We start from the raw sequence: 13,499 nt of genomic DNA, 5'->3' as shown, positions 1-13,499 counted from the left end.
GAGTTCCAATGATGCACTTCCCGTCCCGCCGAGCCGTTCTCGGAACCGCCTCGGCCCTCACCCTGCTGGCCTTGACCGCCTGCGGCAACGTCGCCGGCGGCGCCACCGACACGGCCAAGTATCCCACCGGCCCCGTCACCCTTACCGTGGGGCAGGCGGCTGGCGGCAGCACCGACCTCATCGCCCGTGCTTTGGCCGAAGGAGCTTCCAAGACTCTCGGCCAGCCGATGCCGGTGGTCAACAAGCCCGGGGCCAACGGCGCCCTTGCCACCAAAGAAGTGGCAGGCAAACCGGCCGATGGCCAGGAACTGGTCCTGCTCACCGCTTCGCTGGTGACCATCACCCCCTTGGCCGTGAGCGAGGATGAAGCAGTCAAAATCGACGACCTGGACATCATCGCCGGCCTTTCCCAGGATGACTACGTCCTCGTGGCCAGCCAGCAGTCCGGCTTCAAGAGCTTCAAGGACGTCACTGGTGCCGGGCGGAACGTCACCTTCGGCACCACCGGCGTGGGCACGGGCAGCCAGCTGGCCCAGACTGTCCTGTTCAAGCAAGCCAACGTCCAGGGCACTGACGTCCCGTTCGACAGCGGCAAGCCGGCCCTGACCGCCGTCCTGGGCAACCAGGTGGAACTGGCCACTATCCAGCTTGGCGAGGCTATGGCGCAGATCCAGGCAGGCAAGGTGGCGCCGCTGCTTGTCTTCTCCGAGGAGCGCAACACCTTCCTTCCCGATGTGCCGTCGGCCAAGGAAGCCGGCTATGACGTCCCGGTTGCCCAGTACCGCGCAGTTGCTGCCCCGAAGGGCACCCCCCAGGAAGTCAAGGACAAGCTGCTCGCCGCGTTCCAGGAAACGTTCAAGTCCGAGGCGTACCAGGAGTTCAACAAAAAGAACCTGCTCACGCCCAAGGAGCTTTCGGGCGACGAGGTCACCACGCAGTGGAAGGGCTACGCCGCGAAGTACAAGGAACTGGTTGAGAAGTACAGCATCAGCCTCGGCGGAAACAAGTAGCAGCGATGGAGCCAACTCCAGCAGTATCCGCCGGACGGGGCAGCTCTGCCGTCCCGTCCGGCGGGGACGCCCCACGCGACGTGGTTGAGCAACTTGCCGATGACCTGACGCCCGAGGAGCTCGCAGCCCAGTGGGAGGAAGAAAAACCTCCCGCGGCCGGGGCCTTGGCCAATGCCGCTTCCTCGCTCGTGGTTATAGGCGTAGGACTCGGTGCCGTGGTCCTCTCCATAGCTATGGGGCTTGGCACCCCGGACAAGCCGCAGCCTGGCCTCTGGCCGTTCATTATTAGCTGCGTTATGACAGCACTCGGTTTATTCCAGCTGATCGCCGGCAGGCACAACCGGGATGCCGAGAAGTTCACGCGCATGTCCACCGCGCCGCTGACCGGCCTGGTGACACTGGCCGCAATGGTGGCCCTGATGCCGCTGATCGGTTTTGAGCTGCCGGCCCTGGTGCTGTGCGTCATCTGGATGCGCTTCCTCGGGGGCGAAACCTGGCGCTCAACCCTCGTGGTCAGCGCGAGCGTCGTCATTGCCTTCTACGGCATCTTCGTGCTCGCGCTCCACACCTCCATACCCCACCTCTTCTAGGAGACCTACGTGGATTTTCTGAATCCCGTTATCAACGGATTTGCGGTTGTCCTGGAGCCGGCCAACCTCCTCTACTGCCTGATCGGCGTCGTGATCGGCATGCTGATCGGCGTCTTGCCCGGCTTGGGGCCCGCGGCAACCATCGCCATCCTGCTTCCCCTCACGTACAACGTTGAACCGGTCACCGCAATCATCATGCTGGCCGGCATCTTCTACGGCGCACAATACGGCGGCACCATCACCTCGGTGCTGCTGAGGCTGCCCGGCGAAGCGTCTTCCGTGGTCACGGTCTTCGACGGTTACCAGATGGCCAAGCAGGGCCGGGCCGGCACCGCACTCGGCCTTGCATCCATTGGATCCTTCATCGGCGGAACGGCAGCCATCATCGGGCTGACCTTCCTCGCACCAATCGTGGCCAGTTTCGCACTTGACTTTGGGCCGCCCGAATACACCGCGCTGGCCATGCTGGGCATCCTCCTGGTAGCCACTATCAGCAACGGTTCGAAAGCGAAGGCCCTTATTGCGGCTGCCCTTGGCCTGCTGCTCGCCAGTGTCGGCCGGGACATCTTCACCGGTGAAAGCCGCTTTACGTTCGGCAGCCTCCAGCTCGCCGACGGCATCGACTTCGTGCCGATCGCCATGGGCATCTTCGGCCTCGGCGAAATCCTCTACAACCTGGAGGAGCGGCACCGGGCCGCAAAGGCGCCGTCGAAAGTCACCAACGTCTGGCCCTCCCGCAAAGACCTCAAGCAGGCCTCCGGAGCCATCGGCCGCGGATCCGTCCTGGGTTTCTTATTGGGAATCCTCCCTGGCGGCGGCGCCACGATCGCCTCCATGGCGTCCTATGCCATGGAGAAAAAGCGGGCAAAGCAGCCCGAGCGGTTCGGCAAGGGAGCCCCGGAAGGCGTGGCCGGACCGGAAACCGCCAACAACGCGGCAGCAACGTCGTCGTTCATCCCGCTGCTCACCCTTGGCATCCCCGCGAACGCCACCATGGCGCTGATGTTCGGCGCGCTGCTGATCCAGGGCGTCACTCCCGGTCCCCAGCTCGTGGAGCAGAACCCGGAGCTGTTCTGGGGTGTGGTGAACTCGATGTACATCGGCAACATCCTGCTCCTGATCATGAGCCTGCCACTGGTGGGGATCTTCGTGAAGATCCTGCGCGTCCGCGCGGCCATCCTGGCTCCCGTTACGGCCCTGATCACGCTGTTGGGTGCCTACACCATCAACAACAGCATGTTCGATGTGACGCTCGTGGTGGTCTTCGGCATCGTCGGGTACCTGATGAAGAAGTTTGGCTTCGAACCCGGTCCACTGGTGCTGGCCTTCGTGCTCGGGGAACTGCTGGAAAGCTCGATGCGCAGATCCCTGCTCGTCTTCGGCGGTGATCCCTCAGGCTTCTTCGGACGTCCCATCTCGGCCACGCTGCTGGTGGTGTTTGTCCTGGTGGCCGTGCTGCCGGGCATCCGAAGCCTGCTCGCCAAGCGTAAGGGTACGACGGCGTCAGCCGGCTCCTCCCACACCGGCACCACCCACAACATCAAGGAGAAGGTATGAGCATCATCGTCGGTTTTGTGCCCACCCCGGCGGGGGAGGCGGCCCTCACGGCGGGCATCGCCGAAGCGAAGCTCCGGCAGCAGGACCTGGTCATCGTGAACTCTGCCCGGCAGGGCGCCCTCGTGGACAAGTCCGTGGCAACCGAGGACGTCCTCGCCAAGGCCGCCCGGCGGGCCGCCGAGAACGGAGTGACCGCAACAGTCATCCAGCCGCCATACCAGCACGACCTGGCTGACGAGTTCCTGGACGTGGCCCGGGAGGTGGACGCCTCGCTGATCGTTATCGGCCTGCGCCACCGCACCCAGGTAGGGAAGTTCATCCTCGGCAGCCACGCCCAGCAGATCCTCATGCAGGCGGACCGTCCCGTCCTGGCCGTCAAGGCCGACGGCGGCAGCTTCTAGGCGCGGGTGGCTGTTATGTACAAACACAACCAGCTCCGGCGGGGATCGGCTGCGGCCCTCCAGCCGTGCCCTGCACCCGTTCCAGACTGGTCCAAGCTCTGCCGGAACGACCACGTGGAGGTGCGCACGGCTCGTGGGGAAATCATGTCCGGGACCATCGACATGATCGCTGCCGACCGCAGCGTCTTTTGGATGATCAGGAACGACGGCGCCGGGCGGACCATGCTCTGTGCAGGGGATGACGTTGCCGTCACCAAGCTGCCGCAGCGGGAACACGCCGCGGCCTGACCCGCCAGTCCAGGAACTTTTCAGTAGGAGCGCTGTTTCCTGGAAACAGCGCTCCTACTGCTGCCCGGCGACTTGTTCAACAAGCGCATCCAGCACGGGCAGTTGGCCCTTTACCAGCTTGAGCCGGGCCTCCTGTTCCGGAAACCAGCGTGCGTCATCGATCTCAGGATAGTGCTTGATCCGGCCTGAACCCTTGGGCCATTCCAGCGGAAAGGTGTTGCTTTCGATCCGTTCAGGCTGGAAGTCCTGCTCCGCTGCGAAAACAGTGATGACTTTCCCGGAGGGCTGCCGGAACCTGCCGAGGTTCCGGTAGTCCGCCGCCGGGGCCGGTGTCCCCATCTCCTCGGCGAACTCACGCCGTGCCGCGGCCAGCGGGTCCTCATCGTCGCTGTACTCGCCTTTCGGGATAGACCAGGCGTGCGTGTCCTTGCGTGCCCAGAAGGGCCCGCCCATGTGGGCGATCCACACTTCCAGGACGGCGGGACCGGGCCGCCTGTACAGCAGGATTCCTGCGCTGAGAACCGGCATGATGCCTCCGTCATGGGGGTGACTTGAAGTTGATTCGAAACCGCCGCCCGGCGTTAATCTGCAGTTCACGGCGCTGTCTTAGGTTATTCCTTCAGGCACTCTGCTCGAAGGGACCACTCATGGCCAACATCGCTGAGGTTTTGGGACGGCTGACGCCGGAAGAACGTGAAGAGCTCCGCAGCCTTGGCGTCCAGGGCCACCTCCCGCGCCATCTGGTTGACGCGCTGGACCGGGCGGCCGGCGGTTCCGGTTCCGGCCGTGGCTACTACGTGCCCAACGGAAACGTGAGCGCCACCGGAGGCCCATTGCTGGTGCTGCGCAGCGATGTATCAGGCTGGCTCCTCAACTCGCACCGGGACGATCCAGACCCGCTGTCCCAGCAGGGCCCGCACTGACCACAGCAACGACTCGGACAACCGCCAGTAATCAGCGGGGCTATCCGATCAACAGGCTCAGCGCCTCCGTCAGGTGCTCCACTTCCCGGACCGAAAAACCGACCGGAACGGGCCCGGGCCCGGCATGGCTGGCCGGGACCACGGCGTGCGTAAAGCCGAGCCGGTGGGCCTCCTGGATACGCTGGTTGATGCCCGGAACAGGCCGGACTTCGCCTGCCAGTCCCACTTCGCCGAAGGCGATCAAGCGGATCGGCAGCGGTTTGCGGGCCTTTGCCGAGGCCACGGCCAGGGCCACCGCGAGGTCCGTGGCCGGTTCACTGAGCTTCACTCCGCCTACCGTGGCCACGTAGGAGTCATCCTTGTGCAGGAGAGTTCCTGCGCGCTGCTGCAGGACGGCCAGCAGCATGGAGACCCGGGAACTGTCCAGCCCACTGGTGGCCCGGCGCGGCTGCGAGTTGGGGCTTTCCGCGAGCAGCGACTGCACCTCCGCCAGCAGCGGACGCCGGCCTTCCATCGTCACGGTGATGCAGGTGCCCGAGACCGGATCCTTGGTACGGCTCACGAACAGTCCGCTGGGGTCGGCGAGGCCTTCAATCCCATTTTCGTTCAGGTCGAAGCAGCCGACGTCGTCGGTGGGACCGTAGCGGTTCTTGACCGCGCGCAGCAGCCGCAGCCGGGAATGGCGTTCACCCTCGAATTGGCACACCACATCCACCAGGTGCTCCAGGAGCCGGGGCCCGGCAATGGAGCCGTCCTTCGTCACGTGGCCTACCAGCAGGGTGGTCATGTTCCGCCGTTTTGCAGCGGCAATAATGGACGCCGCCACCTCCCGGACCTGTGAGACGCCGCCCGCGCTGCCATCGACGTCGGCGCTGCTCAGCGTTTGCACCGAATCCACGATCAGGAGCCGGGGCTCAATCTTCTCCACCTGCCCCAGCGCCTGGCCCAGGTCCGTTTCTGCGGAGAGGTACAGTGATTCGGCCACTGCATCGATCCGCTCGGCCCGGAGCTTCACCTGCGCTGCCGACTCCTCGCCCGTGACATACAGGACGTCCTGTGCCGTGCGGGCGAACTTGGCGGCGACGTCCAGCAGCAGCGTGGACTTTCCGACGCCGGGTTCGCCGGCCAGCAGGATCACTGCGCCGGGCACCAGTCCGCCGCCCAGGACGCGGTCGAGTTCGTCCACGCCCGTGGGAAGGAAAGCCGCCGTGGTGGCGTCCACCTCGGCAATCCGGCGGGCCGGCTCCAAAACGGTGGTGGCCGCCGTCGTCCGGGCAACGGCGGCGCCGGTCTCCTCAACGGTGCCCCACGCCTGGCACTCACCGCAGCGGCCCACCCACTTGGCGGTGGTCCAGCCGCACTCGGCGCACTTGTAGGCGGGCGCCTTGGACGCCCGGGATGTCTTTGTAGCCATGGGCTCAACCCTAGCGGCGGGATCTGACAATCCTGTCCGTCGAGCGCCGGCGCCGGTACCGGAGGCTAAAGCGCCGGCAGCACATCCCGGGCTTCACGGGCGTCCATTCCGGTGGCCTCCAGCAGGTCCACCATCAGCGGCCGGTACAGCATCACCACCGTTTCGCCTTCCAGCCGCTGCACCTCCAGCAGCTTCGGGTGCAGCCGCAGCGCGATCTCGCTCAGGTCCCGGCGGGCCGTGCGCAGATGGGCGCGCCGGACGCCGTCGTGCGTTTCCGCCAGGCCAAGCGACAACTCGTCAATTGCGGCAGCGGTCTCCTGCAGCACTTCCCCTATGTTCTCGGTGGCCTCGTCCGAGAGCGCCGCGTGGTTGATGGCGCTGGTAAGGCGGCGCGCAAAAACCCGGCTGTTCCTCAGGGCCAGGTCAATAAAGTCGAGGGATTCCTTTAGCTGGTCCAGTTCCTCCCGGTGCCTGCGGTAGGCGGGCGCCAACCTGGCCACCTCACCGGAAGAGCGCAGCGACTGGCGCATCGCGTCCACCAGCGGCTGGCAGTTCCGGCCACGGATGAGCGCGTGCCAGGCCTGGGTGGAGTCGCTGTTGGCCAGGGCATCGGCGCACTCGCGCAGCACCTCCGCCAGTTCGTGCAGCAGCTTCTGCACGTCCTTGCGGGGCTCGCGCCGGGGATCCTTGGGGATCAGGATGGTCACCAGGAGCGCGCACAGACCACCCACCACAGCGTCGATACTGCGCGTAAAAGGGCCGCCGGCGGGCGCCGGAAGCAGCACCACCAGCAACGACTGCAGCCCCAGCTGGGTGGTGAAGATGGTGCCGCTGTCCAGGAACCGGGCCAGCAGGATCGAGAAAAGGAGGACGACGGCGGCCTGCCAGATCCCGCTGCCCAGCCAGTGCAGGAGCAGGTCACCCACCGCAATGCCGATGGTGCAGCCCAAGCCCACTTCCACCACCCGCCGCAGGCGCGGTTCCCGCGAGAAACCGAGCGCGATGAGGGACGAGGTGGCAGCGAAAAGGGGGCCGGAATGGCCCAGCACGTACTCGGCGAAGGCATAGGCGCCCACCGCGCATACGGTCATCTGGATGGCGGGAACCAGTGAGTTCCGGCTCCGGATCAGGCCAGTACGGATACGGCCGTGCAGGAAGCGCCTGCCCGCTGAGAGTCCTGCTGCCGAAGCCATGACGTCCAGTCTATTTGCTGGCTGCGCCATTTCTTCCCCACGCCAGTGCACTACGGCGGGACCTGTGATCCGCGCAATGGGAACCCGGCACTTGTAAGCCAATATCCCGCCGTCGTTAATGTTCCGTTCACCTTGGTCAGCCCATCCCGTTACCTGCGGCCCATAACTTCGATGAAGGTACAGAACGTACGCATCGCGCAGCAGGGTTCTCCGTCCTGCCCCGCATCTGAATAACCCTGGAAGGGGTACATCAAGTGAAGGCACTCCGCTTCGGCCGCCACGCGGCTATCGCTGTTATCGCAGCCGGCGCACTCGCGCTCACCGCCTGCGGTTCAGACAACGCCACGGGCACTGCACCCGCAGGCGGCCAGACTTCTGCCGGCCCCAAGGTCACCGGCACCCTCACCGGCATCGGTGCATCCTCCACCGGTGCAGCCATGGACGCCTGGAAAGCAGGCTTCGCCAGCGCCAACCAAGGCGCCACCGTTCAGTACTCCCCGGATGGTTCCGGTGCCGGCCGCAAGGCAATTGTTGACGGTTCGGCACAGTTCGCCGGCTCCGACGCGTACCTCAAGGACGACGAGCTCGAAGCCTCCAAGGCTGTGTGCGGTCCCGAGGGCGCCATCAACATCCCCGTCTACATCTCGCCGATCGCCGTGGCCTTCAACGTTCCCGGCGTTACCGGGTTGAAGCTGGACGCTGCCACTGTTGCCAGGATCTTCCGCGGCGAGATCGCCAACTGGAACGATCCCGCCATTGCCGCCCTCAATGACGGCATCACCCTGCCGGACCTCAAGGTCACCCCCGTGAACCGCTCGGACGACTCCGGCACCACCACCAACTTCACGGACTACCTGGCCTCGGCAGCACCGGAGGTCTGGACGGACAAGTCCTCAGGTGTATGGCCCGCAAACCTGCAGGGTGAAAACGCCAAGGGCACCTCCGGTGTTGTCAAGACCGTCACGGACACTCCCGGTGCCGTGACCTACGCCGACGAATCCGCAGTGGGCGGCAAGCTCGGCACCGCCGCCATCAAGGTGGGCGAGGAGTTCGTCAAGATCTCCGCCGACGCCGCCGCCAAGGCTGTCGAAGCCGGCAAGCCAGTGGAAGGCCGTTCCGCCAACGACGTGGCGATCAAGCTGGACCGCAAGACCACCGTTTCCGGCGCCTACCCCGTGGTGCTCGTCTCCTACCACATCGTCTGCAGCACTTACGACAAGCAGGAGACCGTTGACCTGGTCAAGGCCTTCGAGAGCTACGTAGTTTCCGAGGAAGGCCAGCAGGCTGCCGCGGATTCGGCAAAGTCCGCCCCGCTGTCCTCCTCCCTTGCGGAGAAGGCTGCCGCGGCAATCAAGTCCGTCAAGGTCAAGTCCTAATTACCGCACCGAGTCCAGGGTTCCCCGCCTGCCGGAAGGCAGTGCGGGGAACTTGGCTTTGGCTGCCACGCTTTCCAGTCTTGAACAACCTCCACGATCGAAGGGCCGTCGAATGACCGCCACCCCCCTGACCAGCACCCAGGGCGCCGGCCGCGCCGGGGACAAAATCTTTTCGGGTGCCGCGCTGGCCGCCGGCTGCCTCATCCTCGCCGTCCTCTTCGGCGTCGCGCTCTTCCTGGTGGTCCAGGCCATCCCGGCGCTGACCGCACCGGCAGCCCAGATCCAGGGCGGTGAGGGCTTCTTCGCCTACATCTGGCCCATCGTGATCGGCACGCTCATCGCAGCGGCCATCGCCCTGGTGATCGCCACGCCCGTCGCCATCGGCGTTGCACTGTTCATCTCGCACTTCGCCCCGCGCGGACTCGCCGCCGGCCTTGGCTACGTGGTGGACCTGCTCGCCGCCATCCCGTCCGTGATCTACGGCGCATGGGGTGCTGCCTTCCTGGCCAAGGAAATCTCCCCGGCCTACAACTGGCTGGCCCAGAACATGGGCTGGCTGCCTATCTTCCAGGGCCCTGCCTCGGCCACCGGCAAGACCATCCTCACGGCGGGCATCGTCCTGGCCGTGATGGTCCTGCCCATCATCACCTCACTGTCCCGCGAGATCTTCCTGCAGACCCCCAAGCTGCACGAGGAAGCCGCGCTCGCCCTGGGTGCCACACGCTGGGAAATGATCAAGATGTCCGTCCTGCCCTTCGCCCGGCCGGGCATCATCAGCGCAATCATGCTGGGCCTGGGCCGCGCCTTGGGCGAGACCATGGCAGTGGCCCTGGTGCTGTCCTCCGGGGCACTGACGGCCAGCCTGATCCAGTCCGGCAACCAGACCATCGCAGCGGAGATCGCCCTGAACTTCCCTGAAGCCAGCGGGCTCAAAGTCAGCACGCTCATCGCTGCCGGCCTGGTCCTGTTCGTCATCACCCTGGCCGTGAACATGATCGCCCGCTGGGTCATCACCCGGCACAAAGAATTCTCGGGAGCCAATTAAATGACGTCCACGCTTACGCCCGTCCGCAGCAAGCGTTCGGCGCTCACGAAGGGCCAGTTGCCCAAGTACGCCCCGTATGCAGTCCTGGCCGCAGCCCTGGTCGTGGGTGCCGCCATCCTCGCCCTGGTGGGGTTCAACGCCTTCGGCTGGGGCATCGTCTCGGCGGTCCTCTTCGCCGGCGGCCTGGTGTCCTGGAGCGCGGCTGTGGAGGGTTCGCGCAAGGCGAAGGACAAATTGGCCACGTGCCTGGTGGTGGGGTCCTTCCTGGTGGCTCTGCTCCCGCTTTTCTCGGTGATCTGGACGGTGCTGGTCAACGGCATCCCCGGGCTGCTCGCGCCCGGCTTCCTGGGAAAATCCATGAACGGCGTCACCGGTGTCTTCGACAACAAGGCCGTCGAAGAGGGCGCGCCCGTCCTGGGCGGCATCTACCACGCCCTCCTGGGCACCCTGGAGATCACCCTGCTGGCCACCGTCATCTCGGTCCCGGTGGGCCTGCTCACCGCCATCTATCTGGTGGAATACGGCAACGACGGCCGGCTGGCCCGCGCCATCACGTTCTTCGTTGACGTGATGACAGGCATCCCATCCATCGTGGCCGGCCTTTTCGCCGCCGCCTTCTTCTTCGCGGTGGTGGGACCGGGAACCAAGACCGGCGCAGTGGCCGCCGTCGCGCTGTCCGTCCTCATGATTCCCGTGGTGGTGCGGTCCAGCGAGGAAATGCTGAAGATCGTGCCCAATGAGCTGCGCGAGGCGGCGTACGCGCTGGGCGTGCGCAAGTGGCGGACCATCATCAAGGTGGTGATCCCGACGGCGATCTCCGGCATCGCTTCCGGGGTCACCTTGGCCATCGCCCGGGTCATCGGCGAGACGGCGCCCATCCTGGTCACCGCCGGCTTCGCCACCAGCATCAACTCCAACGTGTTCAGCGGCTGGATGGCCTCGCTGCCCACGTTCATCTACACCCAGATCCTGAACCCCACATCACCGGCCAACCCGGACCCGTCCTCCCAGCGGGCCTGGGGAGCGGCCCTGGTGCTGATCATCCTGGTGATGGTCCTCAACCTGGGCGCCCGGCTGATCGCCAGGGTCTTCGCCCCCAAAACAGGCCGCTGACGCCTGCACCTTCCGCCTCCTCCGGGCCGGAACCTAGACTTCAATTCATCCCCAGTTAGTGAAGGAACACCATGTCTAAGCGCATCGACGTCAAGGACCTGAACGTGTACTACGGCGATTTCCTGGCCGTTGAGGACGTCACCATCAACATCGAGGCCAAGTCCGTCACCGCGTTCATCGGCCCCTCCGGTTGCGGCAAGTCCACCTTCCTGCGGACCCTGAACCGCATGCACGAGGTACTTCCCGGCGCCCGCGTGGAGGGCGAGGTGCTCCTCGACGGCGACAACCTGTACGGCCCAGGCGTGGACCCCGTCACCGTCCGCTCGCAGATCGGCATGGTCTTCCAGCGGCCCAACCCGTTCCCCACCATGTCCATCCGGGACAACGTGCTGGCGGGCGTGAAGCTGAACAACAAAAAGATCTCCAAGGGCGAGGCTGACGTCCTGGTGGAGCGCTCGCTGAAGGGCGCCAACCTCTGGAACGAGGTCAAGGACCGGCTGGACAAGCCCGGTTCGGGCCTCTCCGGCGGCCAGCAGCAGCGCCTCTGCATTGCACGGGCCATCGCCGTGGAGCCGCAGGTGATCCTGATGGACGAGCCGTGCTCCGCGCTGGACCCCATCTCCACCCTGGCCATCGAAGACCTCATCAACGAGCTCAAGGACCAGTACACGGTGGTAATCGTGACGCACAACATGCAGCAGGCAGCACGTGTTTCGGACCGCACGGCGTTCTTCAACATTGCAGGCACCGGCAAGCCCGGGAAGCTCATCGAAATCGGCGATACCCACACCATCTTCAGCAACCCCACGCAGAAGGCCACCGAGGATTACGTCTCGGGCCGGTTCGGATAATCCCCAGCCGCGCCCCAGGCTCGCACGCTCGCCCGGGGACCCCTGCGGCCGTGGGCCCACAGCCGGCTGAACCAGAGGGTCGTCGTCGTACGCCTACTCGGGGACTTCGAGCTGGAAGCCGCAGCGGCAGCGCAGCACCCTGGTGGGCAGCGAGACGGTACTGAGCCCGCCGCCGCTGCTGCTCCGATAGCACAGGCGTTCTATTTCGAACTCGGCTTCCTCCATGGGGAATCCGCAGTGGATGTACTCGTCGCCGAACATCACCACCTTTGCCATCCAGCGCACCTGGCGCAGCGCCGCTGCCACGTCGGCCGCGTACGCGAGGTGCTCTTGGAACCGGCGGCACTCGTTGCAGGTGTAGGAAACGGTAACGAGGTCCCCGTTTGCTGCTCCGATGGCGGTGATCGCATGGACGGTGAGCTGGTCTTCCGTTCCGCACAGCTCGCAGCGCATTTGCCGGGGCTGGGGAAGGTTGTGCCGGGGAGTCGAGGTAGACATGACGCCTGGCCTTTTCCACGTTGTGCATCCAGGCCGCCGATTTGCTGCAGCGGCGTTCTCCGCGGCCCTGCACCCGGCGGCGGATGTCAGGCCCGGCAGCAACGCCGGGACCTACTTTTGAATCTACGTCACCAGCTTCCGGCTGTACAGGTCCTGCCCCTAAATGGAGGCTGGCGTACGACGGCGGTGTCCCCCGGCCGGGAACCCGCCGGCGGGTAGGTCTGTGTCATCCGGGCAGCGGCGACAGCGCCAGCGCCAGGACAAAGGCGAGGGCGGCCGTCGCCACGGGGGTGAGGATCCAGAGCCCCACGATGCGGATCACCAGTTTCCTGTTGGTCACCGAAAAGTGCTGGTTCTCCCCGGCACCCAGGACCGCCGCGGTGACGGTGTGCGTGGTGGACAGCGGCCAGTGCAGGCCAATGGCGCCCACAAAAAGCATCACGGCGCTGAAGATCTGGGCCACTGAACCCCGCAGCGGATCGATCCTGGTGATTTTGTAGCCGATAGTGTGCGAGATCCGCCAGCCCCCGTACATCGTTCCGGCGGTAATCATCACCGCAGAAAGCAGCGCTACCCACACGGGGATGGAGTCGCCGTCGGAATAGCCGCCTGCCAGCAGCGCGAGGAGGAGGACCGCGCTGACACGCTGCCCGTCCTGCAGGCCATGGCCGAAGGCCACCGCCCCCGCGGCGATGGACTGGCTCCTGCGGAACCGCTGGTTCACCACGTTGGGCTGGGTGTGCCGGGCGGCCCAGGTGGAAGGGAAGACCAGCATAAACGCGCCGCTGTAGGCCACCAGCGGTGACAGCACCAGTGGCAGGACCACCTGGAACAGCAAGGACTGGTCCACTCCTCCGACTCCCGTCCCGCCCAATGCGAGGCTGGCGAGCCCGGCACCGGCGAGGCCGCCCACCAGGGCATGGGTGGAGGAAGCCGGGATTCCGCGCCACCACAGGATGATGCCCCAGGCAATGGCGCTGGCCAGGCCCGCGAGGAGGATGCTGAGCCCGTCCGTCCCGGCCGGAAGGTTGATCCAGGTCTGGCTGACCGCAACCGCCAGGCTTGCGCTGACCAGTGCGCCGAGAAAGTTGAAGAAGGCTGCGAGCAGAACCGCCACGCTGGGCGTGAGTGCCCGGGTGCGCACGGCAAGGGCAACGGAGGTTGAGGCGTCGCGGAAGCCGTTGACGAAGGCAAACACGGCGGCCAGGAGGACCACCGTGCCAAACATGACTGCGGTCAC

General features: G+C 65.6%; 15 protein-coding genes. 10 read left to right on the top strand and 5 right to left on the bottom strand.

The annotated features are described in order from the left end of the window. Positions 1–8 precede the first annotated feature (8 nt). From AC5RVY_RS07565 to AC5RVY_RS07545, 5 genes are read left to right on the top strand one after another with little or no spacing between them, the layout of a single operon-like run. Positions 9–1,010 carry a Bug family tripartite tricarboxylate transporter substrate binding protein gene (locus AC5RVY_RS07565; protein ID WP_493954080.1) on the top strand — a complete coding sequence of 334 codons (1,002 nt, stop codon included), beginning with the start codon at positions 9–11 and terminating at the stop codon, positions 1,008–1,010. 5 nt (positions 1,011–1,015) lie between these two features. Beyond that, positions 1,016–1,600: a tripartite tricarboxylate transporter TctB family protein gene (locus AC5RVY_RS07560; RefSeq protein ID WP_493954079.1), complete on the top strand. Its 585-nt coding sequence runs from the start codon at positions 1,016–1,018 to the stop codon at positions 1,598–1,600. A gap of 9 nt (positions 1,601–1,609) precedes the next feature. Then, entirely contained in the window at positions 1,610–3,157 is a 1,548-nt protein-coding gene (locus AC5RVY_RS07555; protein ID WP_493954078.1) for a tripartite tricarboxylate transporter permease, read from the top strand. Further along, complete coding sequence (locus tag AC5RVY_RS07550) at positions 3,154–3,558, top strand: universal stress protein (RefSeq protein WP_493954077.1); 405 nt, start codon at positions 3,154–3,156, stop codon at positions 3,556–3,558. Before AC5RVY_RS07555 ends, AC5RVY_RS07550 begins: the two co-directional genes overlap by 4 nt. Positions 3,559–3,573: 15 nt before the next feature. Next, positions 3,574–3,846 (top strand): hypothetical protein, encoded by a 273-nt coding sequence (locus AC5RVY_RS07545; protein WP_493954076.1) that lies wholly within the window; start codon positions 3,574–3,576, stop codon positions 3,844–3,846. Positions 3,847–3,900: 54 nt separating this feature from the next. Here AC5RVY_RS07545 and AC5RVY_RS07540 read toward each other — a convergent pair whose 3' ends face one another. Beyond that, on the bottom strand, positions 3,901–4,374 hold the full coding sequence (locus tag AC5RVY_RS07540; protein WP_493954075.1) for an NUDIX hydrolase: 474 nt from the start codon (positions 4,372–4,374) through the stop codon (positions 3,901–3,903). 119 nt (positions 4,375–4,493) lie between these two features. On the opposite strand from AC5RVY_RS07540, the gene AC5RVY_RS07535 reads away from it, so the two are divergent. Continuing rightward, positions 4,494–4,769 carry a hypothetical protein gene (locus tag AC5RVY_RS07535; RefSeq protein ID WP_493954074.1) on the top strand — a complete coding sequence of 92 codons (276 nt, stop codon included), beginning with the start codon at positions 4,494–4,496 and terminating at the stop codon, positions 4,767–4,769. A 40-nt stretch (positions 4,770–4,809) separates the two neighbouring features. On the opposite strand, the gene radA is transcribed toward AC5RVY_RS07535, so the two are convergent. After that, positions 4,810–6,183, bottom strand: coding sequence for a DNA repair protein RadA (gene radA / locus AC5RVY_RS07530; RefSeq protein ID WP_493954073.1), 1,374 nt, complete (start codon positions 6,181–6,183; stop codon positions 4,810–4,812). Positions 6,184–6,248: 65 nt separating this feature from the next. Further along, the gene (locus tag AC5RVY_RS07525; RefSeq protein ID WP_493954072.1) at positions 6,249–7,376 is read right to left on the bottom strand and encodes an FUSC family protein; all 1,128 of its coding nucleotides are present in this window, start codon (positions 7,374–7,376) and stop codon (positions 6,249–6,251) included. Between the two features lie 254 nt (positions 7,377–7,630). Between AC5RVY_RS07525 and pstS the strand changes: the two genes are divergently transcribed. The 4 genes from pstS (at position 7,631) to pstB (ending at position 11,761) form a co-directional block, all read left to right on the top strand. Next, the gene (pstS, locus tag AC5RVY_RS07520) at positions 7,631–8,752 is read left to right on the top strand and encodes a phosphate ABC transporter substrate-binding protein PstS (protein ID WP_493954071.1); all 1,122 of its coding nucleotides are present in this window, start codon (positions 7,631–7,633) and stop codon (positions 8,750–8,752) included. Between the two features lie 112 nt (positions 8,753–8,864). Next, positions 8,865–9,797 (top strand): phosphate ABC transporter permease subunit PstC, encoded by a 933-nt coding sequence (gene pstC, locus AC5RVY_RS07515; RefSeq protein WP_493954070.1) that lies wholly within the window; start codon positions 8,865–8,867, stop codon positions 9,795–9,797. Next, on the top strand, positions 9,798–10,910 hold the full coding sequence (gene pstA / locus AC5RVY_RS07510; protein WP_493954069.1) for a phosphate ABC transporter permease PstA: 1,113 nt from the start codon (positions 9,798–9,800) through the stop codon (positions 10,908–10,910). Positions 10,911–10,981: 71 nt separating this feature from the next. Then, on the top strand, positions 10,982–11,761 hold the full coding sequence (gene pstB, locus AC5RVY_RS07505; RefSeq protein WP_050056681.1) for a phosphate ABC transporter ATP-binding protein PstB: 780 nt from the start codon (positions 10,982–10,984) through the stop codon (positions 11,759–11,761). A gap of 93 nt (positions 11,762–11,854) precedes the next feature. Here pstB and AC5RVY_RS07500 read toward each other — a convergent pair whose 3' ends face one another. Both AC5RVY_RS07500 and AC5RVY_RS07495 read right to left on the bottom strand, forming a co-directional pair. Next, on the bottom strand, positions 11,855–12,259 hold the full coding sequence (locus AC5RVY_RS07500; RefSeq protein WP_493954068.1) for a hypothetical protein: 405 nt from the start codon (positions 12,257–12,259) through the stop codon (positions 11,855–11,857). A 226-nt stretch (positions 12,260–12,485) separates the two neighbouring features. Continuing rightward, positions 12,486–13,499 carry an inorganic phosphate transporter gene (locus tag AC5RVY_RS07495; protein WP_493954067.1) on the bottom strand — a complete coding sequence of 338 codons (1,014 nt, stop codon included), beginning with the start codon at positions 13,497–13,499 and terminating at the stop codon, positions 12,486–12,488.

This window comes from Arthrobacter sp. Ha26, from assembly GCF_059091705.1.
This window is presented reverse-complemented; position numbering and strand designations above follow the sequence as displayed.